A 26096-nucleotide genomic window follows, 5' to 3' on the forward strand; every position below is an offset into this window, starting at 1 on the left:
ATACGTGTGCCGTAGCAGACATCACAGGGACGATACGGGGTGCATGTCGCGAGTTCATCCAGCCGAGTGGACTCAGCCGAATGGATAGGGCGCTGAAAGGCTAACGGCCGGTCAGCTGCCAAGCGTCCTCCGAGCCCTCATCATCGGGCTCATCGAAATAGTCGGTGACCGGCTCGCCCGGGTCCACCGCGTTCGCGTACGGGTCGGCAGCCGGAGGCTCCTCACCGCGAATACGCGCCAGGGTCGCCTGCAGGTCGTCGGGGCGGACCAGCACCTCGCGGGCCTTCGAGCCTTCGGAGGGGCCCACCACGCCCTGCGACTCCAGCAGGTCCATGATGCGTCCGGCCTTCGCGAAGCCCATGCGCAGCTTACGCTGCAGCATCGAGGTCGAACCGAACTGGGTCGTAATCACAATCTCCGCCGCCTGCAGCAGATCGTCGAGGTCATCGCCGATTTCCTCATCAATCTGTTTCTTCGCGGCAGAGACCATCACGTCCTCACGGTAGATGGTCGGCGCCTGCTTCTTCACGTGCTCAACCACGGCGTGAATCTCAGACTCAGACACCCACGCGCCCTGAACACGCATCGGCTTCGAGGCGCCCATCGGCAGGAAGAGCGCGTCACCCTGGCCGATCAGCTTCTCCGCGCCGGGCTGATCCAGCACCACGCGAGAGTCAGTGACAGAGGAGGTCGCAAACGCCATACGAGACGGAACGTTCGCCTTAATCAGACCGGTCACCACATCCACCGACGGACGCTGGGTCGCCAGCACCAGGTGAATACCCGCCGCACGCGCCAGCTGCGTAATACGAACAATCGCCTCTTCCACGTCACGCGGAGCGACCATCATCAGGTCGGCGAGCTCGTCAACAATCACCAGCAGGTACGGGTACTCATGCACCGTGCGCTTGCTACCGGGATCGGGCTGAACCTTACCCTCACGCACCGCCTTGTTGAAGTCGTCCACATGCTTGTAGCCGTAGTGGGCGAGGTCGTCGTAGCGGGCGTCCATCTCACGAACCACCCACTGAAGAGCCTCAGCAGCCTTCTTCGGGTTCGTAATGATGGGCGTAATCAGGTGCGGAATACCCTCATAGGCGGTCAGCTCCACACGCTTCGGGTCAACCATCACCAGGCGCACCTGGTCGGGGGTTGCACGCATCAGAATCGAGGTAATCATCGAGTTCACGAACGAAGACTTACCGGCACCGGTCGCACCAGCGACCAGCATATGCGGCATCTTCGCGAGGTTCGCCAGCACAAAGCCGCCCTCAACGTCCTTACCCACACCCATGACCATCGGGTGCTGGTTCGCGTGAGCCTGCGGGGAACGCAGCACATCACCCAGGGCAACGGTCTCACGGTCCGTATTGGGGATCTCAATACCAATTGCGGACTTACCCGGAATCGGGGACAGAATACGAACATCCGGGCTCGCCACAGCGTACGCAATGTTCTTGCTCAGCGCGGTCACACGCTCCACCTTCGTGGCGGGACCCAGCTCAATCTCGTAACGGGTCACGGTCGGGCCGCGCGAGAAGCCGGTGACCTGCGCATCCACCTTGAACTGCTCCAGCACATTCGTCAGAGCCTCAACCACGTGCTCGTTGACCTCGGAAGATTCCTTGGCGGGCGGGCCAGCAACCAGCATCTCCTCCGAGGGCAGCACGTACGCGCCGCGGGAGGACTGCACAACCTGCTCGCCGCGCGCCTGCTCGGTGGTTGCCACCTGAGTATTGTTCTGCAGCGGGCGGGATGCGCCAGCCTCGGGCGCTCGCGAAGCCGCGGGGGCCGCGTTCTTCGGGTGCGCGCCGGGCGAGTGCATGCGGGTCGGAATCGGAGGCTGAGCCGCGGGTGCTGCAGGAGCCTGGGATGCAGAAGCCGGAGCGGCAGACTGTGCAGGGTTCACCACCTGGTGCGGCTTCGTCTGCGGTGCAGCTTCCTCAGAAGCGCCAAAGCCGTCATATGCCTCAACGTCAAAGAGAGGCTCCTCGCCAGGATTACGGTTCACGCGGCCGTTCGCCACGGCGGCGCGCTGCACCTGATCCAGGCGGGCTGCGGGCGCATCCGACGCCTCAACGTCAAAGAGGTCAGGGCTGCTCGAATAAGCACCGTTCTGTGCAGAAGAACCCTGGGCGGACGCACCCTGCGCGGCCGGTGCCTGGTTGAGGCGACCGGGCAGACGGGACAGGCGGTTTGGCTTAGCCGCCAGGCGCGCCTGCTGAGCGGATCCCTGCGCAGAATCCTGTGCAGAGTCCGCGGGCTGTACCGGCATCTGCGTGGTTTCCGGGTGAGTCTCATCCACCACGGCGCTCACGAATGCCTCATCACCGGCGTACTCGTCCAGGGAAGAATCGGTCGACGCAACGGGAGCAATACCCAACCAACCGCGCAGACGAGCGAACAGGCCGCCAGACTTCTGAGTCGTACGTGCCGGCTTCTCGTCCTCGTACAGGTAGCTGCGGTCGTGCTCCTCAGCGTTCAGGTCCACGGTCTGAGTCGCATCCGAAGGGCTATCCTTCGCGGAGGTTCGAGTCGTGCCGTTCGGCTTCTCGCCCAACGCCAGACCGACCAGGTGCAAAGTACGCGGCACCACCTGACGAATCGGAGTGTTCGTCAGAACCATCAGACCGGCAATACCCAGTAGCAGGTGAATCAGAATCTCAACGAACGCAATACCACCGCTCACACGCACAATGGGGGTGCCCAGCAGCACGCCAGCCACACCACCACCAGCCCAGACGGCGTCAAAACCATCCGCGAAGGTCGGGTGACCCGCATGGCGAGCAAAGAACAGGGAGGTCGCCACCAGAATGATGAAGGAGCCCAACGCCACGCGGTTATTACGTTTAATCAGGTCGGGTCCACGGAAAACACACCACGCCATGATGAGGCAAAGCACCGGGACCAGCAGGGCGCCCTGACCGAAAATACCGCCCAGCATGGTGTGCCAGGCGTCCAGGGGCGCACGCAACAAACCGAGGGAGGTGTGGGCACGCCAGTTGTACCACTCCACTCCGGCGCTAATCAGGCCGAACAGCAGGATGGTGAGCGCGCCGCCGTCACGGCGGTCTTCGGGCGCAAGGTCGGTGCGCACCGCGCCAATGGAGCGGAAGAGCCCACCGATAGCGTGAGCGATGCTCAGCCAGACGGAGGAGATAGCGCCCGCTACAGGGTTCGCCGCGTTGGCACCGCGCTGGGCACCGCCTCGGGAGGTGGTGCGCTTGCGGGTGGTCTTCTTAGTGTTTGCTTTAGTAGAGGTCGTGTTACGACCCTTCGTGGTCCGTGGAGCCATACCTTTTAGGGTATCAACCTTCCCGTTAATGTACCGATTCTTTCGTTATCAGTGAGCTAAAAAGTGTGCCCCGCCCTGTGTCTGTGAGGGCGTTGATAGGGCGCTGATGAGGCGCTTCTCCCCTACCGCGTTCGCTTTCGCGTAGCTTTCGCGCATACGTTCGGTAGATACACAGCAGGCGGGGCCGACACAACGTATCGACCCCGCCTTTTCGCTGTTTACGGGCAGCTAGCCTCGCGCAGAGTATTAGTTCTTCGTAGCCTTCGAGGAGTTCTCAACAACCACGGGAACAATCATGGGCTTGCGGCGCAGACGGCGAGAAATCCAGGCACCGATGGTGCGGCGCACAATCTGCTGCAGCTGCTGCACGGTGTGCACCTTCTCGGGTGCGCGGTGCAGAGCATCCTCCAGAGCAGCGGTAATCTTCGGAACAATCTCGTCGAATACTGCGTCGTCCTCCGCGATACCGCGAGCGTGAATATCCGGGCCGGTCACCACGCGCTTGGTTGCGCGGTCAATGACGGTCACGATGGACACGAAGCCCTCTTCACCCAGGATGCGGCGGTCCTTCAGGTCGCTCTCGGTGACCTCACCGACGGAGCGGCCGTCAACGTACAGGTACTCGCAGGGAACCTCGCCCACCACGGACGCCACGCCATCGCGCAGATCCACGACGGTGCCGGACTCGCAGAGCAGCACGTTCTTCTTCGGAACGCCGGTCTCCATCGCCAGGTCACCGCTAGCAATCAGGTGGCGAACCTCGCCGTGAACCGGCATAACGTTCTTCGGCTTGAGAATGTTGTAGCAGTACAGCAGCTCACCCGCGGCAGCGTGACCGGAAACGTGAACCTTCGCGTTGCCCTTGTGCACCACGTTAGCGCCCAGCTTCATGAGGGCGTTAATGATGCGGAAGACACTGGTCTCGTTACCGGGAATCAGCGAGGAGGCGAGCACCACGGTGTCGCCGGGCTCAATCTGAATCTTGTGGTCACCGTTCGCCATGCGCGACAGTGCCGCCATCGGCTCGCCCTGCGAACCGGTGCACATCATCACAATCTGGTCGGGGCGGTAGTCGTCAACCTTCTTCAGGTCCACCAGCACGTTAGCGGGGACCTTCAGGTAGCCCAGCTTCTCGGCAATGGTCATGTTACGCACCATGGAGCGGCCCACGAGCACGACCTTGCGGCCACGCTCAGCGGCTGCGTCCAGTACCTGCTGCACGCGGTGAACGTGCGAGGAGAAGGATGCCACAATGATGCGGCCGCTTGCGTCACGGAAAACGTTCGACAGCACCGGACCGATGTGCTTCTCGGTCGGGGTGAAGCCGGGAACCTCAGCGTTGGTGGAGTCCGGCAGGAACAGGTCTACGCCCTCCTCGCCCAGGTGAGCGAAGTGGCGCAGGTCGGTGATGCGGCCATCCAGCGGCAGCTGGTCCATCTTGAAGTCACCGGTGTGCAGAACCTTGCCCGCCTTGGTGCGAATGTAGACAGCCAGCGCATCCGGAATCGAGTGGTTCACAGCAACGAACTCACACTCAAACGGACCGAAACGCTCCACCTGGTGCTCCTTCACCGCGAGGGTGTAGGGCTTGATGCGGTGCTCGGCGAGCTTCGCCTCAACCAGTGCCAGGGTCAGTTCGGAACCAACCAGGGGGATGTCGGGGCGGCGGCGCAGCAGGTAGGGAACCGCGCCGATGTGGTCCTCGTGGCCGTGGGTCAGTACCATGGCAACCACGTCGTCCAGACGGTCGACAACGTAGCTGAAGTCGGGCAGGATCAGGTCCACGCCGGGCTGGGACTCTTCGGGGAAGAGCACGCCGCAGTCAACAATCAGCAGCTTGCCGTTGATTTCGTACACGGTCATGTTACGACCGACTTCGCCCAGGCCGCCCAGGGGCACCACGCGCAGGGTGTCCTTCTTCAGGCGGGGAGGGAGGGGAAGATTCGCTTCAAAGACGCTCATCGTGTGTCTCCTCTTTCTTCTATGTTTTCTTGTGATGTCTGTGATTCGTAGGCGACGCTTCGTACCGCAAGCGCTCCCGCCGGTTCGGCTCCCATGTGCCGAGGCGGAGGTGCTGCCGGTGCGTCCAAATCACCGAAAGTATTTAAAAGTATTGGGGGCGTACTGCGCGGGTGCCTCTGCCTAAGTTACGTCCCTGTCTGAGTGGGGGCCGAATCATTGGGCGGTAAACCGTGGCAATACGCCAGAGCGGACCCCTCACCTAGTGTTAGGTGTGGAGTCCGCATCCGTTGACTACATCATGCGCCCCAAAAGCGGGGTGTGACGGTAGCCTAAGTCCTCTATATATACGCGCTCTGCACGATAAGTTGTGCAGGTTCTGCGTTAAAGTTTAGGCGTTCTTCAGGGTGTGAGCGATACTCGAGGAGAGCAAGTCAGCTCGCATAGCCTGGGCAACCTCCGGTTCGGAGAGTACGTGCGGCAAGCGAACGACGGGCTCATCCAGCACACCCTGCCAGGAGAGAATTTCCTTGGCAGCAACGCAACCGGGGGCACGACCCATGGTTGCTCGGACAATCGGAGTCAGTTCCAGGTGAAGACGCTGAGCCTCCACCAGGTCCTGTGCAACGACAGCATCAATCAGGGCACGGAAGAGTGCAGGTGCCACGTGTGCGGTCACCGAAACGAGGCCGACGGCGCCCATTGCCATCCAGGGAAGGGTCAGTCCGTCGTCGCCGCTGTAGTAGTGCAGGTCGGTGGTTGCCATGACCTCGGTTGCGGCACCGAAGTCTGCCTTGGCGTCTTTCACCGCTACAATACTATCAATTTCTGCAAGGCGACGGTAGGTTTCGGGTGCGATGGGGATGCCCGCACGACCCGGAATATCGTAAAGCATGACGGGGGTCTCAGTTGCCTGCGCAACGGTCGCAAAATGGGCGTAGACACCCGGCTGAGTCGGCTTGTTGTAATAGGGGGTCACAACCAGCAGGCCGTCCACACCAATCTTTTCGGCACGGTGCGCCAGCTCAATAGTGTGCGCGGTGTCATTCGAACCAACACCGGCAATAATCTTCGCGCGAGAGCCGACGGTGTCCTTCACAATCTGGAAGACGCGCTCGTTCTCGTCATCGGTCATGGTGGAGTATTCACCGGTGGTACCGCAGACCACCAGGCCGTCGTGGCCGTTCTCCACAAGGTAGTTCGCCAGGTCTGCAACCTGCTTTTCATCAACGGAGCCGTCCTTCGCGAAGGGGGTCACCATTGCGGTCAGGAGGCGACCGAAGACAGGTTCAACAAAAGTACCGGGGTTCGAAAGGTTCTCAGACATATGTCCAGAGTACGCCCGAAATGCAGATTTTTCCGTTAGAACGCATAAGTTTTCATGCGTGTTCTACTATTCGGACTCTTTCAAACCCGCGGTACTTCCACGAGAGCCTATGAAACCGGGCACATAGCCTCGGCGTTATCAGTCTCATACCGAAAATAAATGTGGCATTGACTAGGGATCGCAGGGTCAGAGCCTAACGCATGCCCTTCGCCTGACCGCCCGAACGCAACGCCCACGCGTTACGCATCGCCGCACGGGCACGCTTGCGCTCGCCGCCCGCATCGTACATGCATGCCAGGTTGAACCAAGCCTTCCAGTTCTCGGGGTCCTGCTCAACCGCCGCCGCGAAGCCTTCAAACTCCACCGCTGCCGCCTCACGGTCCACACGACCCGCCGGGGTGCGCGGCAGGGTATCCTCCGCCAGCTCACCCGAAGCAGCCAGCTCCTGAGCCATACGCTGAATACGAGCGCCGAAAAGCACCTCACGCACCAGCGCCCACGCACCCAGAATCGGCAGCAGAATCATACCCGCACCAAGAACAATGCCAGCCACAGAACCGGACGTCAGCATCACGAAGCCCTGCTGCGCAATATGCACCAGGTACAGGGTCAGTAGCGCGCAGGTCAGCGCCGCGAAAGTCTTACCCCAGCCGCCTGCATCCACCGTCACGAAGACAGCGCTAAAAATCAGCACACCCAAAATAGAGGCACGCGCTGCCAGAGGTAGCGGCAGAATCAGTACGGTCAGCACCATCAGCACGCAGGCGCAGACAGTCCACAGACGCAGTGAAGTCCACCAGGGGCTACGAGCCTCGGAAGATACCTGCGAGGCGTCGGGTGAAGTCTGTTCAGACATAACGCTCCCCTACGACAAATCCATGTAGGCGTCCAAGCCCACGCTCAAACCCGGATGCGCCGCCACCTCACGCACACCCAACAGCACGCCGGGCATAAAGGAGGTACGGTCAAAGGAATCATGACGAATCACGAGCTGCTGACCGGGGTCACCCAGCAGAATCTCCTGATGCGCCACCATGCCGCGCAGACGCACCGCATGTACGTGAATATCGTCGATTACGGCACCACGCGAACCCAAAGGATCGGAGGTGGTGGCATCCGGGCTTGCACCCACGCCAGCCTCCGCGCGGGCGGCAGCCACCTTACGGGCGGTGTGCACAGCGGTACCGGAGGGGGCGTCCACCTTATTTGGGTGGTGAATCTCGATAATCTCTACAGACTCGAAGTAGCGTGCCGCCTTCGCCGCGAACTCGGTGGCGAGAATCGAACCAATCGCAAAGTTCGGGGCGATGAGCACACCCACCTCGGGGTGCTCAGCCAGCAGTTCGCGCAGGGAGTTCAGACGCTCGGGGGTCCAACCGGTCGTACCGACCACCGCGTGCATACCGTGCTCCACCGCGAAACGCACATTCGCCTCGCTGGAATCGGGAACGGTCAGGTCAATAACAATCTCTGCACCAGCATCGACCAGCTCCTGCAGGTCGTCGCCGCGGCCCAGTGCCGCCACCAGGTCCATGTCTGCGGAGGTGTTGACGGCGCGCACCGCCTCAGAACCCATACGGCCCGCGGCACCGAGTACCGCTACCTTCCAGATTTTTTCGTTACCCTCGCGGGCCATCTTCTCTCCTCCGTAACTTATGAGCACCCCGACGATGGGGCAGACGCTGTGACGTACAGCCTCTATTATCCCCGTGTGAGCGCGGTGCACGCCATCGCACACGCTGGGTGAGATGCCCTGCGGAACCTCAGCGGCATAAAAAGCGAAGTAATCTAACCGTCATACAAGCCGTTTAATACGTTATCTAAAGTTAGCAACCATATAATTAGGAAGTATTTCTATAATTTCCATCCTACGGAGTGCTTTGACAGTATGAAGTCCCTCTTTACCTCCTCCGTGCGTCCAGATGAGGCTAACCGGCGTTATATTCTGCCGGGTCTGGACGGTCTGCGAGCAATCGCTGTGCTCCTCGTGATGGTGTACCATTTCTGGCCCACCGTACTACCCGGCGGCATGATCGGCGTGGATATTTTCTTCGTCATCTCCGGTTTCCTGATTACCTCCCTGCTTCTGCGTGAAGGTGCTCTCACCGGCAAAATTGCCCTGGGCAACTTCTGGATTCGCCGTGCCCGCCGACTACTTCCCGCCATTACCCTGCTGATTCTGGTCATGGGACCGGTCAGCCTGCTCATTGGCGGCGATATTCAGGTGAACCTCGGCCGACAGCTCGCCGGTGCGGCGACCTTCTCGTCCAACTGGATTTCCATTTTTGCCGGTAATGACTACTTCGCGCAGACCTCCCCGGAGCTCTTCACAAACTTCTGGTCCCTGGCAGTGGAAGAACAGTTCTACGTGGTGTGGCCGCTGCTCATTGTTGGCGCCGGCGTGCTGTTGCGCCGTTCGTGGCGTCGCTTCAGCGTGGTTATGGTGCTGGGCATTATTGCGTCACTGAGCGTTGCTACCGCTCTTCTGATGTCCGGCGCACCCATTAGCCGCGTCTACTACGGCACCGACACTCACCTGTACGGCCTGCTGCTCGGCGCCCTGCTGGCGTTTGCGCGCCCCTGGTCGCTGTACCCGCCGTTGCAGCAGTCCGTGCTGTACCGCGTGGCTCAGCCCTTCGGCCTGGTTGCCTTCGCCCGCGTCATGATCAGCTGGCTGTCCCTGTTCGCTCTGATTCCCTACGCAATTCTGGTTCCCGAGTCGGCTCCCGGTGCGATTCCCTGGGGTCTGTTCGGCGCCTCCCTGCTGGCGCTGGGCGTGATTCAGGGCATGCTTCCGGACATGCTTGCTGGCGCTTCCGAGGTGCTGCGCCGCCTGCTGAACTTCGCTCCCCTGCGTTGGGTGGGTGAGCGCTCCTACGGCCTGTACCTGTGGCACTGGCCGCTCGCCGTGGTCATGCACTACCTGATGGGTGCGGACCGTTCCCCGCTGGTAAATGTGGGCGTTTTGGTGGCGACCTTCGCGATTGCGGAGATGTCGTACCGCTGGGTTGAGACCCCGATTCGCCGCTACGGTTTCCGCGGTAGCGCTAATCGCGTGGTGGCGGCTTTCCAGTCTTCACGCACTAAGTTCCTGCCGGTTTCGGTGGCTCTGGCTGTTGTGGTGGCTGCCGCTTCGACCGGTCTGGCGGTGCACACCGCTCCGGCGATGACTACCGCGCAGCAGTCCGTTGAGGACGGCAAGCGTGCCGCCGCTGAACGCCTGAAGGCTCGTCAGGAGGCGCAGGCTGCGAGCGCATCGGCAAGCCCGAGCGCTGCGGGTAAGGACGCGAAGGCTTCGGCAAGCCCCTCGGCATCGAAGGCTGCAACCGGTTCGGTGGACTCTTCGCAGGTGACCATTGTGGGTGACTCCATTGTGGTGGCGGTATCCCCCGAGCTGTACGACAAGATGCCCGAAGCAACTATTGACGCGCAGGAAGCACGCACCATCGCTAAGGCCCTGCCGATTATTAAATCCATGGGTGCCAACGGTCAGATTCGTAAGACCTTCGTGCTATCGGTGACCGCTAACTCGACCATTCTGGACGGTCAGCTCGACGAGGTTCTGGCGGCTATGCCTGCCGATTCTAAGCTGGTGCTGGTCACCGGTTACGGCCCGCGCAACCTGACTTGGATTGACTACTCGAACGGTAAGATTCGTGAGTTTGCGGCTCAGCATTCTGATCGCGTGATTATTGCGGATTGGAACTCTGCGATCCGCCAGGCTCTGCAGACTCAGAGCGGTCTGCTCTCCTCCGATGGTGTTCACCCGGAGGCTGCCGGTCAGGAGCTCTACGCCCAGGTTCTGATGGAGGCTATTGCCAAGGCACAGAAGTAGTAGCTCTCAGAAGTAGCTCTCAGAAGCAGTGTTCTGGGGTAGCTCTGAGCAGTAGCTTTTCGGGTTCTGCCGCTCATGCTGAGCGTCAAGAGCATGGGCGGCAGAGCGCCCGGAAGCACTTCTTGGAGGCATCTCTTTGATAGGTGCCGATACATACAAAATGCCCGTTCCCTCCCCGCTTTGGTGGGGTGTGGGAACGGGCATTCTATGCCTTATCAGCGTTGTGTTTTAGGGATGTTCAGGGGCTAGCGCACGATGGTGGTAATCATCTGCTGCTGCCCCAGGTACGCCGCCAAGTCGCGAACCTCCTCCAGGGAGACCGCGCGAATCTTCTCCAGCAGCTCATCGGTGCTGGTGAACAGTCCAGAGTCCAGCTCGGCGCGACCCAGGCGGGACATGCGCGAACCCGAATCTTCGCTACCGAGCACGGTGGAACCAGCCAGCTGGCCGCGGACCTTCGTCAGCTCTTCCTCGGTAATACCGGCGGTGGCGAGCTTATCGAACTCGTAGCCCATGACCTCACGCACCTGCTCGGTCTTAGCGGGCAGGCAGCCCGCGTACATGCCGAAGTAGCCGGCATCCGAGTACGCACCGGAGAACGCGAACGTGCTGTAGGCCAGGCCACGCTTCTCACGAATCTCCTGGAACAGGCGCGAAGACATGCCCGCACCGAATGCACTGGTCAGCACGCTCATCGCGTAGCGGCGGTCGTCACCGGCGATAATGCTCGGGCAACCCATCACAATGTTGGTCTGTTCGAAGCCCTTCTCCACCTCACGCAGCTCGCTCAGCGGAAGAATGCCGCTGTCGGTGCGTACACGACGCGGTGCCGGCGCCACGCCCTCCTGCAGGTTCCAGCCGTAGCGGGTCAGCGCCTCCAGCACGAGGCGGACCATGGTGCTGTGCTCCAGCGAACCTGCGGCAGAAATAACCAGGCGGTCCGGGGTGTAGTAGCGCTTGTAGTGCTCCCACACGGCGTCACGCGGCACCTCGGTAATCTCCTGCGGGGTACCGCCGATGGGGCGGCCCAGCGGGTTCTCACCCATGAGCTGCTCCACGAAGTTTTCGAAAGCAACGTCGGTCGGGTCGTCCTGGTCCATGGCGATCTCTTCGAGGATCACGCCGCGTTCCTGCTCAAGGTGAGCCGGGTCCAGCAGGGCGTTGGTGACCATGTCGGTGATGACGTCCACCGCCATGGGTGCGTCATCGTCGAGCACACGCGCGTAGTAGCAGGTGTGTTCCTTAGCGGTCAGGGCGTTGGATTCGCCGCCTACCGCGTCGAAGGAGGAGGCGATGTCCAGGGCGGTGCGGGTGCCGGTGCCCTTGAACAGCAGGTGCTCCAGGAAGTGGGTGGAGCCGAGCATGCCGGGGGCTTCGTCGCGGGAGCCGACTCCCACCCAGAACCCGATGGATACGCCGCGGGTACCGGGCATTTTTTCGGTAATCACGCGTACGCCACCGGGCAGGATGGAGCGGCGCACCTCGTTACCGCCTACACCCTCGTAGATGAGGCGGCCGTGCTCGTAGTTGAGCTCTTCGGCGATGACCTCAAGCTCGACGGGCAGGGAAATAGACATAGAGAGAAGAACCTTTCAACAGGTACGTCTGAAGGTAAGCATTCCCGCCCCACTACCTGTAGGCAGTCCCACAGCTGGTGGGGCGGGTGAGCATCAAAAGATGCAGGGCAAGCACAGCGAAGGGGCGCCCGGTGCATCCGGCGGGGAATCAACCGCACCGGGTGCGCCGAACGCCCCTCATCACTTAGCGGGGGTTACGACTAGTCGTCGTCGCCACCCTCAACGACCGGTGCCAGCGAGAGCTTGCCGCGGTCATCAATCTTGGTGATCTCCACCTGGACCTTCTGGCCCACGGAGACAACGTCCTCAGCGTCAACAACGCGCTTGCCGTCGTTGAGCTTACGCATCTCGGAGATGTGCAGCAGACCGTCCTTACCGGGGGTCAGGGAGATGAACGCACCGAAGTCGGTCACCTTCACTACGGTACCCAGGTAGCGTTCGCCAACCTCGGGAACCTGCGGGTTAGCGATAGCGTTCACTGCCGAACGTGCAGCCTCGGCGGAGGGGCCGTCAGCTGCGCCGATGTACACGGTGCCGTCGTCCTCAATGGAGATGTCTGCGCCGGTGTCTTCCTGGATCTGGTTGATCATCTTACCCTTGGGGCCGATGACCTCACCGATCTTGGCAACCGGGATCTTCACGGAAATAATGCGCGGTGCGAACTCGCTCATCTCATCCGGTGCGTCAATCGCGCTGACGAGCACCTCGAGGATGTGCAGGCGAGCCTCACGTGCCTGGGTCAGTGCGCCAGCGAGCACGGATGCGGGGATACCGTCGAGCTTGGTGTCCAGCTGGATAGCGGTCACGAACTCGGAGGTACCTGCAACCTTGAAGTCCATATCGCCCAGTGCGTCTTCCGCGCCGAGGATGTCGGTCAGGGCTGCGTAGCGGGTCTCGCCGTCAACCTCGTCAGAGACCAGGCCCATTGCGATACCTGCAACGGGTGCGCGCAGCGGCACACCGGCGTTCAGCAGGGACAGGGTCGATGCGCAGACCGAACCCATGGAGGTCGAGCCGTTGGAGCCCAGAGCCTCAGAGACCTGACGGATTGCGTAGGGGAACTCTTCGCGGGAGGGCAGCACCGGGGTGATTGCACGCTCTGCGAGTGCACCGTGGCCGATTTCGCGGCGCTTGGGCGAACCCACGCGGCCGGTCTCACCGGTGGAGTACGGCGGGAAGTTGTAGTGGTGGATGTAGCGCTTGGACTTGACCGGGTGCAGGGAGTCCAGCTGCTGCTCCATCTTGAGCATGTTCAGGGTGGTGATACCCATGATCTGGGTTTCGCCGCGCTCGAAGAGCGAGGAGCCGTGAACGCGGGGCAGGATTTCGACCTCAGCGGTGAGCTGGCGGATGTCGGTCAGGCCGCGGCCGTCGATACGGACCTGATCGGTGAGGATGCGCTGGCGCACCACGTGCTTGGTCAGGGCAGCGAATGCTACGGAAACCTCGTTGGAGCGCTCTTCGAATTCCTTACCTTCGCCGGTGAGAGCTTCCATGAGCTCTTCCTGCAGCTCGGATGCTGCTGCTTCGCGTTCCTGCTTGCCAGCGATGGAGTACACCTCTGCCAGGCGGTCTGCTGCGAATGCTTCAACTGCTGCGTCGACGTCTTCGCCGTGGCCGCCGAAGAAGGGCAGTTCCAGGGCGGGCTTGCCTGCGCGAGCCACCAGGTCAGCCTGCGCCTTGCACAGTGCTGCGATGAAGGGCTTAGCTGCTTCCAGGCCCTCTGCGACGATCTCTTCGGTGGGGGCGATCTGGCCGTCTTCCTTGATGAGCTTCCAGGAGTTGTCGGTTGCTTCTGCCTCAACCATCATGATGGCGACGTCTTCGGTACCGTCAGCCTTGGTGACGATACGACCTGCAACAGCCATGTCGAACACAGCGTTTTCCAGCTGGGAGTACTTGGGGAAGCAGACCCACTGGCCGTCGATCAGTGCCATGCGCACGCCACCGATGGGGCCGTTGAACGGCGCACCGGACAGGGAGGTCGATGCGGATGCAGCGTTGATTGCGAAGGTGTTGTAGATTTCGTCCGGCTCGTAGGTCAGGACGGTCACAACGACCTGAACCTCGTTGCGGATGCCCTTGGTGAAGGCGGGGCGCAGCGGGCGGTCAATCAGGCGTGCAGCCAGGATTGCCTCGGTGCTGGGTCGGCCTTCGCGGCGGAAGTACGATGCGGGGATCTTGCCGCCTGCGTACATGCGCTCTTCCACATCCACGGTCAGCGGGAAGAAGTCGAAGCCCTCACGGGGAGACTTGCCGATTGCGGTTGCGGAGAGCAGGGTGGTCTCGTCATCGATGGTGACGAGGACGGAGCCAGCAGCCTGCTTTGCGAGGCGGCCGGTTTCAAAGCGCACGTGGCGCTTACCGTGAATGCCGTTGTCGATTTCGACTTCAGCAAACTTGATTTCGGGACCTTCCACGGTTCCTTCTTTCTTCTTGGCAGGCCGTACGGCGCACGAGTCGGCCTTCGATAGGAAACCACGGCACCTCTCCCCCGCCTTTTCGTGTGCGCGACGTGTGTCGGCAAGGTTGTGGGGTGGTGTTGTTCCGTAATTCGCTACCGAGGACCGCGGCGTGTGTGCCGGCACGGCCTTCTGTTCTTTCTTTCAGGTGAGGCGGCGTCTTCTACCGATTTCTCGCTGTGAATCTAGCGTTGGAATCAAGCGAGCGGAAGATGCGCCCCTCAACGCGGCAGTACGGACGCGCTGGCGCTACCCGCCTCCGTGTTGGAGGGTTGGTAGCGCTGACAGCACGTCCGCACACACCGCCTAAAGGCGATTAATCACCACAAAAGCGTCAAGACGCTCCTGTTTTATCGGCGCAGACCCAGGCGCTCGATCAGCGAACGGTAACGCTCGATGTCGACGCTCTTCAGGTAGCCGAGCATGTTGCGGCGACGACCAACGAGGATCATCAGGCCACGACGGGAGTGGTGATCGTGCTTGTGGAACTTCAGGTGCTCGGTCAGGTCGGCGATACGACGAGACAGAACTGCAATCTGAACCTCGGGCGAACCGGTGTCGCCCTCGTGGGTTGCGTATTCCTTGATGATTGCCTGCTTGACAGCGGGATCCAGTGCCACTTTTAACTCCTAGAGTTAGTACCGCATACGTCCCGTACGGACGGTTGCCGCCGGGTGGTGGGCTTACGCCCTGTAATACACGTCGTCTACTGCGGACTGCAGACGCGTTCTTCCCATTCTACGCTACCGGGGCGCTTTCGTGGAAGGGTGAGCAGAAGCCCGGCGACAGGTAGCTCATCACACTACCGGTCGCCGGGCTTTGCAGCCGGGTTCTCGCACCGGGCTCTCACGCCGGGTTCTCGCACAGGGCTCTACGTTTATTCGGTGTCTGTGCTTCTGCTCCCTATGCTTCTGCTGCTTCAGCGCGAGTGCGCACCACCACGAGGCGGTAGTAGCCCAGCAGGAACAGGCACCAGATTGCGCCCATCACCAGCGCCAGCTGGGTATCGGAAAAGCAGCCGAAGAGCACCACGATAAAGATCATGAACGCCAACGCCAGGTAGCTCAGCCACAGGGGCTGGCGTACCGGCTGCGCCTCGGTATCGGCGCCGCTGCGCTTGAAGGCAATGTGCGCCAGCAGAATCATAACCCACACGAATACGGTCGCGAAGGTTGCCAGGGAGGCGACCACCTCGAACGCGTTCTCGAAGAGCACGTTCACAATCACGCCGACCGCCATAACCAGCACCATGATGAGGGTGGTCATCCAGGGCGCACCATTCTTCGTAACCTTCGCAAAGGAAGCCGGCGCCAGGTTCTGCTTCGCCAGGCCGTACATCATGCGGCCGGCACCGTACACATCCGCGTTCAGCGCAGAGATGGCGGCGGTAATGATGACCACGTTCAGAATCGAAGCGGCAGCCGGAATGCCCAGTCCCTCAAAGATCTGCACGAACGGCGAGTTCGCCTTGGTCACCGAGTACCAGGGGTACAGGGACATGATGACCGACAGGGTCAGAATGTAGAAGATGAGGATGCGCAACGGCACCGTGCGAATCGCCTTGGGAATCGAGGTGCGCGGGTCCTTCGCCTCACCGGCGGCAATACCGATGTTCTCAATACCGCCGAAGGCAAACATCACCACGGTAAAGCAAGCGAGGAAGCCGGTAAATCCGTTTGCGAAGAAGCCGCCCTCAAGAGCCCAGAGGTTCGTAACCGAGGGCGCCACGGAGTCGTGCGCCTGCACACCCACGAAGAGCAGAACCACGCCGCCAACGATCATGGCGATAATGGCGCTGACCTTCACGAGGGTAAACCAGAATTCGGTTTCGCCGAACGCCTTGACCTTCGCCAGGTTAATGGCGAGCAGAATCAGCAGAACCGAGACGATCCAAATCCAGGAGGGGCTGTTCGGGAACCAGAACTTCATGTACACGGCAAAGGCGGTGACGTCCGCGATGGCGACCAGCGCCATTTCCAGGGCGTAGGTCCAGCCGGTCACAAAACCCGCCCAGCGTCCAAGGTAGCGGGTGGCGTATTCGGAGAACGCTCCGGAGACCGGGTGCGCCAGGGCGAGTTCGCCCATTGCGCGCATCACCATGAACACTGCCGCGCCGCCAATAACGTAGGCAAGCAGCACGGAGGGGCCCGCCAGCTGAATGGCGGATGCCGAACCGTAGAACAGGCCGGTGCCGATGGCGGAGCCGAGGGCGATGAACATAATGTGACGCAGGGAGAGTCCACGCGCTAGCTGCGGGCTCTCGGAGGTAGCCTCAGCTACGCCCTGCTGTACCGGGGATGAGTCCGGAGTGGTATTCATCTTCTTCTTTTCCTTTACCTCGTGGGGTGTACCCGCCGGTGGCGGGGAAACTTATCGAGCGGTGCCGCAGCTCAGCAGGTGACTGAGAGCGGTACCGGTTGATTCACTCCCCATCGAGTGATGGGGCGTTGCGCAGAAAGTGTTGCCTTCGCGCGTCGCCCCGGCGCATCCCCACCCAGCCTGCACGGTGGGAGGGAACGCAAAAGACGGCGGGAAGGCAACGTTGCCTTTCCGCCGTCTTTTTCGTCAAAGACTACTTCTGTCGCTTACGTCCAATGACGATAGAGCACAGAGCGGTTGCAGCAGTCACAGTGTAGACTGCAGGCCACGCGCCAAGCTTCTTGGCGAGCGGATGAGCGGCGCCGAACGCGCCGAGGTAGACAGCGGTGAGGAAGGTGGCACGGCCTGCGCCAGCCTTACGCTTCCAATTCTTGTAAGCCACGGCACCGCACAGTGCCAGGACAGCGCCACCGAGCGGGCGGATGCCGGTGCTAGATGCAACCTTGTAGCCACCGAGCAGACCGGTGACGGAGGCGAGAGTCGGGCAGAACTTCACGACGTACTCCTCTGTGAGATCGGACAGTTTCCACATTCATAGTACTCCACGACACGCAGAATGTATATTCACCGCGGTTAATATTTCTGCATTTCTTACGAACCGGGTGCATCAGGTGCCTGATCATAAAAAGACTGGGGTACAAAAACCAGTACAAAAAGACCGGAATAAAAGGACCGGGGCGCAAACCCGTCAGGTTCACGCCCCGGCACTTGCCGCATGCGAGCTCACTTCGTGCCGCATGCTCTAGAACTTTAGAGAGCCAGCTCCAGCGCCTCCAGCTGCGCTTCGGTCCACAGCTCAGCAGCCAGCTGCAGAGCGTAACGAGCCGAACGAGGAGCCACCACGTCCACGGAGAGGTGGAAGTCCTGGTCAGCCTCCGGGCCGCACAGATCAGACACGCAGCGCACCCCGATAAACGGAATCTCGTAGTTGTGGCAGACCTGTGCAATCGCGGTGGTCTCCATGTCGGTGCTGATGGCGCCCTCGAACGCCTCGCGGGTGTCCTTTACGTTGTGGGCGGTTACGAAGGAGTTACCCGCCAGCATCTGGCCGCGGCGCACCTCCCACACGCTCTCAGCCTGCTCACGCACCGGCTCCAGTGCGGCGAGCGCATGCTCCAGAGCATCCTGCCACTCATCCGCCTGACCGTCGTAGCTTTCGGGCATGCCCGGAACCTGACCGCGCGCGTAACCGAACGCGGTCGCGTCGGCGTCAGTGTAGGTGTAGTTCTCGCCAATCAGCACGTCGCCCACGTTAATGCCGCGAGCCAAACCGCCGGCGGTACCTGCGCTGATGACGCCCAGGCAGTTCGAGGAGTAGCTGATCGCCTCGGTGACGGCGCTCGCCGCGTTCACCAGACCAATCTTGGAGCGAACCAGCAGCAGCGGAACCTGGTCCTCGCCCACCTGCAGGTAACGCGGGTGGAATACTGCGGCACCCTCGGTGAAGGACGGCTGCAGCTCCTCGGTCACCTTCAGGAAGGGTGCAAGCTCCTCATCCATAGCCACCTGAATGATGATGGCGTTAGACATGCCGTCCATCAGCTCAAACATGCTGTTGAATGCCTCAGCCGGGTCGAAAGCGTTCGGGTCAAAGTCCACCGGGTTGAAGGCGGATGCGAAAGCATCAGGGATCTGTGCGCTCATTACGCCATCACCTGAGCCCACTCATCGCGTGCCGCGAGGAACTCGCGAGCCGCAGCCTGCGCACCTTCGAGGGTGTGGTTGGCACCCCAACCGCACTGCACCTCGTTCGCTGCCGGAACCTCGGTCGCGTTGAGGATATCGTTGAGGGTTGCTTCCAGGATGGGGAAGAAATCCTCGGGCTCCAGGCCCAGGGTCAGCGCGTAGAAACCGGTCTGGCAGCCCATCGGGGAGAAGTCAATCAGACGGTCGGTGTGGTTGCGCATGTGCTCGGCGCTCAGGTGTTCGATGGAGTGCACGGTCGGCATTTCCAGGTGCGCGGTGTTCGGCTGGGTGAAGCGGATATCGTACTTGATGAGGGTGTCGCCACCGGGCAGGATCTTGCGGTCTGCGATACGCACGTAGGGTGCTGCTACGGCGCGGTGGTCGAGGTTGAAGGATTCGACGTTCATTTTTTCCATGACTCTATCTTCTCTTAAAACGAGGACGACTAAAACAGGGGTGCCTCACGGGAGGCGCAGGACATCAAGGCGTGCGGCGCGGGTTGTTTCTTCGGAGGCGCAGGCGGTCAGGCGCGAAGAAGGTGCCCGCTTTTGCCCGTCCGGTCGGGTACGCAAAAGCCCCGGCGGCAGATCCGAAAATCTTACCGCCGGGGCATCACACGTCATCACCGCAGAAAATGCAGGCTGCGGCGCCCTGTGGCTGGGTTACCCGTGGTGGGGTTAGAGCTGGGGATGCTTCACTTCCGCCTGCACCGGGCACTCCGGCGGGCAGTAGTTCTTCGCGTCCTCAGCCAGCACCTCGCGGGTCTGCGCCACGTCATCGTTAATCTGCTCAATCAGCGCCTCAACACCGGTGTACGCCACCATGGGACGCAGACGCTTCACGAACTCAATCAGCACACGCTGACCGTACAGGTTGAAATCCTCCACGCGCTCTTTCGGACGGTCAATCACGTGCGCCTCAACCTGGCGGTGCTCAATACCGTCAAAGGTCGGGTTCGTACCCACCGAAATAGCGGAGGGGTGACGGTTACCGGATTCGTCCACCAGCCAGCCGGCGTACACACCGTCGGCGGGAATCAGGCCGCGCGCCTCAAGCTCAAGGTTCGCGGTCGGGAAGCCCAACTCGCGGCCGCGCGCCAGACCGTGCACGACCTCACCAGCCATCATGTGGTGGCGGCCCAGCAGCTCGGTTGCGGCGGGCATATCACCCTCCAGCAACAGCTGGCGGATGCGGGTCGAGGAGCAGCGGGTGTTCTCATCCACCATCAGATCCTCAACGACCACGACCTCAAAGCCGTACTTCTCCCCCAGCTCACGCATAGTGTTCAGGTCGCCGGAATTGTTCTTACCAAAGCGCACGTCGTCACCAATGACCACGAAACGCGCGTTCAGCGCATCCACAAAGGTGGACTTCACGAACTCCTCGGGGGTCTGCGCAGCGAACTCCAGGTTGTAGTTCAGTAGCAGGTAGTCGTTCAGACCCAGCAGGCACATGAAGTAGCGGCGCGAGCCCTGACCCATAATGTCGTGGTGGGCCGCCTCGGGACGGTGCACCTGCATCGGGTGCGGGTCAAAAGAGACCGCGATAGAGCTCAAACCGTGCTCTTCAGCAAGGGAGACCACGCGCGAAATCACGCGGGCATGTCCACGGTGCACGCCGTCAAAATTGCCGATGGTCACGACCGAGGGGCCGTAGCCGGCGGGGACCTCGCTCAAAGCGGTGTAGAGGGTCACGGGCTCTCCTGAAAAAGATAAATGTACCTATCCATCCTAGACCACAGGCGGCAGGATGCAGAATTCAAAACGGGAATCAACAGGGAATGGAACGGCGCCCCTCGCAGGCGGTGCCTTCTCCCCCACTTTTGCGGATGCGGCGGGGTATCTGGCACGCAACTGTGCAGCCTCCGCACCTGGAAAATCCATGCGCAGCACCCGCCCAGAAGAAAGCCCGGGCAGGCACCCCACCGTGCGGCAGGAACCTTCCCGGGCGTTACGACTACTTACGAGCCTGGTTACGAGAAGCCTTCAGCATCTCCTCGCGAATCTTATTGGACTTGTTAATCCAGCCGTACCACACCAGCAGGCACGGAGGAATCACAAGCTCAGTCACCATCAGCACAATCAGCGACCAGTGCGGGGTGCCGAAGAACGCCCACGACAGGATACGACCCACGCCGCCCAGAAAAACCACCAGGCAGGAGAACACGAGCATGTTCACCCACTTGAACTTCAGGGCAATGAACACGAAGGACAGGCCCACACCCACATAGGCTGCCGCGAAGAACACGTAGTTCGACTGCACCGAGGCGTTCGCAAAGTCCTGAGGCGCATCCGGAATGACGCGGACACCGCCCAGAACCTGCCACACACCGTACGCAATCATGAACAGACCGTACAGCGCCACCGCCGCGCGGAACGCCGCACGGTTCTGAGGCTTAGCCGCCTCCTCAAGGCTCTTGGGGCGGGCAAACGCCTCGCGGGTTGCCTTCTTCTCAGCCTTCTTATCGGCCTTCTGCGACGCCTTATCGCCGGACGCCGGTGCGGCTACGCGAACACCCTCGGGTGCCTTCGCCGCAGAAATAGGCTCAGCGTTCTTAGCACCGGCAGCCTTCGCGGCACCGCTCTGAGTAGCAGCCCCGGTTACGGTAGCTTCAGCCTGTGCAGACTCCACGCGGGGTACCGGCGCGGTACGAGGCTCACTCGCCTTCTTAGCAGAGCTCTGGTTCTCGCTCATCTTCTCTCCTTCAGCAGGGCCGGGCGGCACCCGCACGAGTAGTCATGTGTGTTCAGGGGTTGTATATACGTTAGCGCATTGAATGAATAGGGGGCACCTTCAACAGGGCGCTGAATCAGATAGATTTGGGCAAACCAGGTTTGGGCAGGCGCAAACACCGAACCTTCTTCGCCTATCATAAGCCTTCAACGCCTAGTTGAAGGAACGATTCGCCTCAAAAACCAGCACCGGGGCGGCCAGCACCTTCCCGCGCTGCTTCTTATTCTCCAACAGGGCTACCAGGGTACCGTCCGGGGCGAAGCCCGCCACAATACCCTCAACGCTGGCATGCTGCACCGCGCCGGACTCATCCGCGCTCGCGTGCACGGAACGCTTCACCACGGAACCGTCACCGCTGGGGCTAATACGGCGCCCGTAGGAAATATCGCTCGCCTCCGCGGCGGAGAGCTCACGCGCACCAAAGATGCGGCGTGCCGCCTCCTCCAGGGGAAGTAGCGGCAAATCTTCCAGCGGTGCTTCCGACTCTTCACGGCGCTGCTTCAACTGCGCCAAATCGGCGGCATCCTCAAGCACCACCGCGCCCACACGGGTACGGCGAAGAGCCGTCAGGTGGCCACCGGTGCCCAGAATCTTGCCCAAATCACGCGCCAGGGCACGAATATAGGTGCCCGAAGAGCACGAAACCGTCACCTTGCAGTCAATCACGGGAACCGAGGTTGCCGCGTGTTCGCCCTCATTCTCGGGGTCCTCAATCACGTACTCGGCAAAACCAGGGTTGATGGAATGTACCGTGAACTCGCTAATCGTCACCGGACGCGCCGCCAACTCAACCTGCTCACCGCTACGCACACGCGCATACGAACGAACACCGTTGATCTTAATAGCGGACACCGCAGAAGGAACCTGCAGAATATCGCCGCTCAGCTGCGCCACAGCCTCCAGGATGCGCGAGTGCATCTGCTCAGCGTCCAGACCGGTCAGCGCCTCGACGGCATCAGGATGCGCGGCGGTGTGCTCGCCCTCGGCATCCTCAGTCAGCGTCTCAATGCCCAGGCGAATCGTCGCGTCATAGGTTTTATCCTGACCGACCAGGTAGGTCAGCAGCTTCGTCGCCTTATTGATGCCCAAAATCAGCACACCGGTCGCGGCGGGATCCAGCGTACCGGCGTGACCAACCCGCCGGGTGCCAGCAATACGACGCATCTGAGAGACCGCATCGTGGCTGCTCATCCCGGCGGGCTTATCAATGACCATCAGGCCGGACGGGCCCTGAGGTTGTTTCTTCGCCACTTAGGCGTCCTCACCCTCGGCAGGCTCATCCTTCTTGTAGGGGTCAGCCTCACCAGCGTACTCGGCACCCTCGGCTGCAGCAGCCAGGGCGGCGTCGCGCTCGCGAGTCTCACGCAGAAGCGCCTCAATGTGGAAGGCGTTCTCGGGAACCTCATCAGCGACGAAAGTCAGGGTGGGGGTCAGGCGGGCTGTGATGTTCTTACCCACCTCGGCGCGCAGAATACCCTTAGCGGATTCCAGCGCCTTCTTGGTGTTTGCGGCGTCCTCTTCGGAGCCGAACACGGTGTAGTACAGGGTTGCGTGCTGCAGGTCGTTGGTCACGCGGGCATCGGTAATGGTCACAAAACCGAGGCGGGGATCCTTAACACGACGCTCCAGCGCCTTCGCCACAATTACCTTGATGCGGTCGGCAAGTCGTGCCGCGCGGGCTGCATCAGCCATGTGTTTCTCCTTGAAATATCGTGGCGCCTTCCGCGAACACTCGGGGTGTTACGGAGGCGTTCCAGGTAATGCGGAAGCGCCCGCCCCGCCAGCATCCGCCCCGCAGGCTCTAAGTTTTAGAAGCCTGCGGGTGCGGGAACACTAGCGGGTGACGGGCGCATCAGCGTGTGAGTCTTAGACACGCGGCTTTTCGCGCATCTCCCAAGTCTCGATAATGTCGCCTTCCTTGATGTCGTTGAAGGAGCCGAGGCCAATACCACACTCGAAACCTTCGCGAACCTCGGTAGCGTCGTCCTTGAAACGACGCAGCGACTCGATGGTGAGGTTGTCTGCCACCACGGAACCGTCGCGCACCAGGCGTGCCTTGGCGTTGCGCTTGATGATGCCGTTCTTGACGATCGAACCTGCGATGTTGCCCCACTTGGAGGAGCGGAAGACCTCGCGGATCTCTGCGGAGCCGAGCTCCACTTCCTCGTACTCGGGCTTGAGCATACCCTTGACGGCCTGCTCAATTTCCTCAATCGCACGGTAGATGACCGAGTAGAACTTCATCTCGACACCTTCGCGGTCGGCAAGTTCTGCAACGCGCTCTGCCGGGCGGACGTTGAAGCCGATGATGACCGCGTTGTCCACGGTAGCCAGGTTCACGTCGTTCTGGGTAATAGCACCCACACCGCGGTGGATGACGCGCAGCTGAACCTCGTCGCCACCGACGTCGATCTTCATCAGGGACTCTTCCAGCGCTTCGACAGCACCGGAGACGTCACCCTTAATGATCAGGTTCAGGGTGTCCATCTTGCCCTCAGCCACAGCGGCATCGAAGGACTCGAGGGTCACGCGCTTACGACGCTTAGCCAGCTGAGCGTTACGATCAGCAGCCTCACGCTTCTCAGCGATCTGACGAGCGGTACGCTCTTCCTCGGTGGAGAGGAAGGTGTCGCCTGCACGAGGAACGGTGGACAGACCCAGCACCTGAACGGGGCGGGACGGGCCAGCTTCCTTCACAGCCTGACCGTTCTCATCGAACATTGCACGAACGCGACCGTGAGCAACACCGGCAACGATAGCGTCACCGACGCGCAGGGTACCGGACTGAACCAGGACGGTGGAAACCGCACCGCGGCCCTTGTCCAGGTTTGCTTCAATAGCAACGCCGCGTGCTTCCTTGTTCGGGTTAGCGGTCAGTTCGAGCACGTCAGCGGTCAGGGTGACAGCCTCAAGCAGCTCGTCGATGTTGGTGCCGTTGCGAGCGGAGACGTCCACGAACATGGTGTCGCCACCGTACTCTTCGGGGATCAGACCGTACTCGGTGAGCTGGCCACGGATCTTGTCCGGGGACGCGCCTTCCTTATCGATCTTGTTCACAGCAACCACAATCGGCACGTTAGCTGCCTGTGCGTGGTTCAGTGCCTCAACGGTCTGGGGCATAACGCCGTCATCCGCTGCGACCACGAGGATTGCCACGTCGGTGACCTTCGCACCACGGGCACGCATAGCGGTGAACGCCTCGTGACCGGGGGTATCGATGAAGGTAATCGCGCGGTCTTCACCCTCAACGGTGGTGTGGACCTGGTATGCACCAATGTGCTGGGTAATGCCGCCGGCCTCACCATCAATGACGTTGGTGTTACGGATAGCGTCCAGCAGGCGGGTCTTACCGTGGTCAACGTGACCCATGACGGTAACGACCGGGGGACGAACCTCCAGAACGTCCTCGCCCTCAGCTTCTGCTTCGGCTTCGAGGTCGATGTCGAAGGATTCGAGCAGCTCGCGCTCCTCATCCTCCGGGGAAACAATCTTGATCGAGTAACCCAGTTCGGCACCCAGCAGCTCGAAGGTCTCCTCGTCCAGGGACTGAGTCTGGGTAGCCATCTCACCCAGGTGGAAGAGAACCGTAATCAGCGATGCCGGGTTTGCGCCAATCTTCTCAGCGAAGTCCATGATGGACGCGCCACGGCGCAGACGAATCTCGGTCGAGCCGTCGCCGCGAGGAACAACCACGCCACCGGGTGCCGGTGCGTTCAGCTGCTCCTGCTCATGGCGGCGAGCTGCCTTGGACTTGCGGCCCTTACGCTTGGAACCGCCGCGACCGAATGCACCCTGTGCGTTGCCGCGACCGCCGGGGCCGGGACGACCCGGACCGCGGTTGAAGCCGCCGCCGGAACCGCCGCCGCGACGTGCGCCGCCGCCACCGTTACCGCCGCCGTTGTTGGAACCGGACGCGCCGCCACCAACGTTGGATACCTTGGGCATCATCGAGGGGTTCGGGCGTGCACCGCCGCCACCAGCCGGACGGGATGCACCGGGACGTGCACCAGCTGCCGGACGGGGGCCACCGTTACCACCGGGACGTGCGCCACCTGCGGGGCGGGGACCGCCGTTACCGCCGGGGCGTGCGCCACCGTTGCCGCCGTTGCCACCGGGACGACCGTTACGTGCCGGACGGGGACCGCCGGAACGCTGCGAGTCGCCGCCGCCACGCTTCATACCCTGCTGGGATGCGAAGGGGTTGTTACCGGGGCGAGGACCGGGCTTGGGGCCGGGCTTCGGAGCGGCAGGCTTGGGTGCTGCCGGCTTCGGTGCTGCCTCGGGGCGTGCCATGCCCTGCTGGGATGCGAAGGGGTTGTTACCCGGGCGGGGGCCGCCGGGCTTGGGTGCTGCTGCCGGCTTTGCGGCGGGCTTAGCTGCTGCAGGCTTGGGAGCTGCGCTCTCAGCTGCGGGCCTGGGTGCCGGCTTAGCTGCAGGCTTTGCCGCTGCGGGCTTGGGTGCCGGCTTAGCTGCAGGCTTTGCCGCTGCGGGCTTGGGTGCCGGCTTAGCTGCAGGCTTAGCCGCTGCAGGCTTGGGAGCCGGCTTAGCTGCCGACTCTGCGGGTGCGGCCTTTGCGGGTGCTGCCTTTGCGGCAGGCTTAGCGGCTGCGGCGGGGAATTCCGCGCGCAGCTTCTTCAGAACCATGGGGTTCAGGGTGGAAGAGGAGCTCTTAACGAACTCGCCCATATCCTTAAGCTTGGCAATAACTTCCTTGGAAGGTACGCCTACTTCTTTAGCAAACTCGTGTACTCGAGGCTGAGCCAAATTTTCTCCATTCCCGGTCCGCACCGGGAATGGTGCGGACACTAATGTTTACGGGGTGCACGCCCGAAGGCGCGCCAAT

General features: G+C 61.6%; 18 protein-coding genes. 1 reads left to right on the forward strand and 17 read right to left on the reverse strand.

Going from position 1 to position 26096, the window contains the following annotated elements; genetic code table 11:
* Positions 1-100: 100 nt before the first annotated feature.
* The 5 genes from HMPREF2980_RS08065 to dapB all read right to left on the reverse strand — a co-directional run bounded on the left by HMPREF2980_RS08065 (position 101) and on the right by dapB (position 8217).
* Positions 101-3295: an FtsK/SpoIIIE family DNA translocase gene (locus tag HMPREF2980_RS08065; protein ID WP_070691319.1), complete on the reverse strand. Its 3195-nt coding sequence runs from the start codon at positions 3293-3295 to the stop codon at positions 101-103.
* Positions 3296-3541: 246 nt separating this feature from the next.
* Entirely contained in the window at positions 3542-5257 is a 1716-nt protein-coding gene (locus tag HMPREF2980_RS08070) for a ribonuclease J (protein WP_070687921.1), read from the reverse strand.
* A gap of 388 nt (positions 5258-5645) precedes the next feature.
* Positions 5646-6581 carry a 4-hydroxy-tetrahydrodipicolinate synthase gene (dapA, locus tag HMPREF2980_RS08075; RefSeq protein ID WP_005507104.1) on the reverse strand — a complete coding sequence of 312 codons (936 nt, stop codon included), beginning with the start codon at positions 6579-6581 and terminating at the stop codon, positions 5646-5648.
* A gap of 193 nt (positions 6582-6774) precedes the next feature.
* Positions 6775-7437 carry a tetratricopeptide repeat protein gene (locus tag HMPREF2980_RS08080; RefSeq protein WP_070691322.1) on the reverse strand — a complete coding sequence of 221 codons (663 nt, stop codon included), beginning with the start codon at positions 7435-7437 and terminating at the stop codon, positions 6775-6777.
* A gap of 9 nt (positions 7438-7446) precedes the next feature.
* Complete coding sequence (gene dapB / locus HMPREF2980_RS08085) at positions 7447-8217, reverse strand: 4-hydroxy-tetrahydrodipicolinate reductase (protein WP_049345105.1); 771 nt, start codon at positions 8215-8217, stop codon at positions 7447-7449.
* 252 nt (positions 8218-8469) lie between these two features.
* On the opposite strand from dapB, the gene HMPREF2980_RS08090 reads away from it, so the two are divergent.
* The gene (locus tag HMPREF2980_RS08090; protein ID WP_070687917.1) at positions 8470-10416 is read left to right on the forward strand and encodes an acyltransferase family protein; all 1947 of its coding nucleotides are present in this window, start codon (positions 8470-8472) and stop codon (positions 10414-10416) included.
* Positions 10417-10661: 245 nt separating this feature from the next.
* Here HMPREF2980_RS08090 and HMPREF2980_RS08095 read toward each other — a convergent pair whose 3' ends face one another.
* The 12 genes from HMPREF2980_RS08095 to infB all read right to left on the reverse strand — a co-directional run bounded on the left by HMPREF2980_RS08095 (position 10662) and on the right by infB (position 26017).
* Positions 10662-11993 (reverse strand): M16 family metallopeptidase, encoded by a 1332-nt coding sequence (locus tag HMPREF2980_RS08095; RefSeq protein WP_049345116.1) that lies wholly within the window; start codon positions 11991-11993, stop codon positions 10662-10664.
* A gap of 200 nt (positions 11994-12193) precedes the next feature.
* The gene (locus HMPREF2980_RS08100) at positions 12194-14413 is read right to left on the reverse strand and encodes a polyribonucleotide nucleotidyltransferase (RefSeq protein WP_049345119.1); all 2220 of its coding nucleotides are present in this window, start codon (positions 14411-14413) and stop codon (positions 12194-12196) included.
* Between the two features lie 392 nt (positions 14414-14805).
* Complete coding sequence (rpsO, locus tag HMPREF2980_RS08105) at positions 14806-15075, reverse strand: 30S ribosomal protein S15 (RefSeq protein ID WP_005507098.1); 270 nt, start codon at positions 15073-15075, stop codon at positions 14806-14808.
* Positions 15076-15358: 283 nt separating this feature from the next.
* Positions 15359-16774 (reverse strand): amino acid permease, encoded by a 1416-nt coding sequence (locus HMPREF2980_RS08110; protein WP_070604810.1) that lies wholly within the window; start codon positions 16772-16774, stop codon positions 15359-15361.
* A gap of 253 nt (positions 16775-17027) precedes the next feature.
* Entirely contained in the window at positions 17028-17366 is a 339-nt protein-coding gene (locus HMPREF2980_RS08115; RefSeq protein ID WP_005507096.1) for a hypothetical protein, read from the reverse strand.
* Between the two features lie 218 nt (positions 17367-17584).
* Complete coding sequence (mtnN, locus tag HMPREF2980_RS08120; RefSeq protein WP_049341700.1) at positions 17585-18478, reverse strand: 5'-methylthioadenosine/S-adenosylhomocysteine nucleosidase; 894 nt, start codon at positions 18476-18478, stop codon at positions 17585-17587.
* Positions 18478-18936 carry an S-ribosylhomocysteine lyase gene (locus HMPREF2980_RS08125; protein ID WP_049341699.1) on the reverse strand — a complete coding sequence of 153 codons (459 nt, stop codon included), beginning with the start codon at positions 18934-18936 and terminating at the stop codon, positions 18478-18480. Before HMPREF2980_RS08125 ends, mtnN begins: the two co-directional genes overlap by 1 nt.
* Positions 18937-19197: 261 nt before the next feature.
* Entirely contained in the window at positions 19198-20214 is a 1017-nt protein-coding gene (locus tag HMPREF2980_RS08130) for a bifunctional riboflavin kinase/FAD synthetase (RefSeq protein ID WP_049341697.1), read from the reverse strand.
* A gap of 262 nt (positions 20215-20476) precedes the next feature.
* Positions 20477-21214: a DUF4345 domain-containing protein gene (locus HMPREF2980_RS08135; protein WP_049338490.1), complete on the reverse strand. Its 738-nt coding sequence runs from the start codon at positions 21212-21214 to the stop codon at positions 20477-20479.
* A gap of 192 nt (positions 21215-21406) precedes the next feature.
* On the reverse strand, positions 21407-22504 hold the full coding sequence (gene truB, locus HMPREF2980_RS08140; protein ID WP_070691324.1) for a tRNA pseudouridine(55) synthase TruB: 1098 nt from the start codon (positions 22502-22504) through the stop codon (positions 21407-21409).
* The gene (rbfA, locus tag HMPREF2980_RS08145; RefSeq protein ID WP_005507090.1) at positions 22505-22945 is read right to left on the reverse strand and encodes a 30S ribosome-binding factor RbfA; all 441 of its coding nucleotides are present in this window, start codon (positions 22943-22945) and stop codon (positions 22505-22507) included. It lies immediately after the preceding gene.
* A gap of 174 nt (positions 22946-23119) precedes the next feature.
* Positions 23120-26017 (reverse strand): translation initiation factor IF-2, encoded by a 2898-nt coding sequence (infB, locus tag HMPREF2980_RS08150; protein ID WP_049341696.1) that lies wholly within the window; start codon positions 26015-26017, stop codon positions 23120-23122.
* Between the last annotated feature and the right edge of the window lie 79 nt (positions 26018-26096).

This window comes from Rothia sp. HMSC076D04 (assembly GCF_001814645.1).
GTDB lineage: Bacteria > Actinomycetota > Actinomycetes > Actinomycetales > Micrococcaceae > Rothia > Rothia mucilaginosa.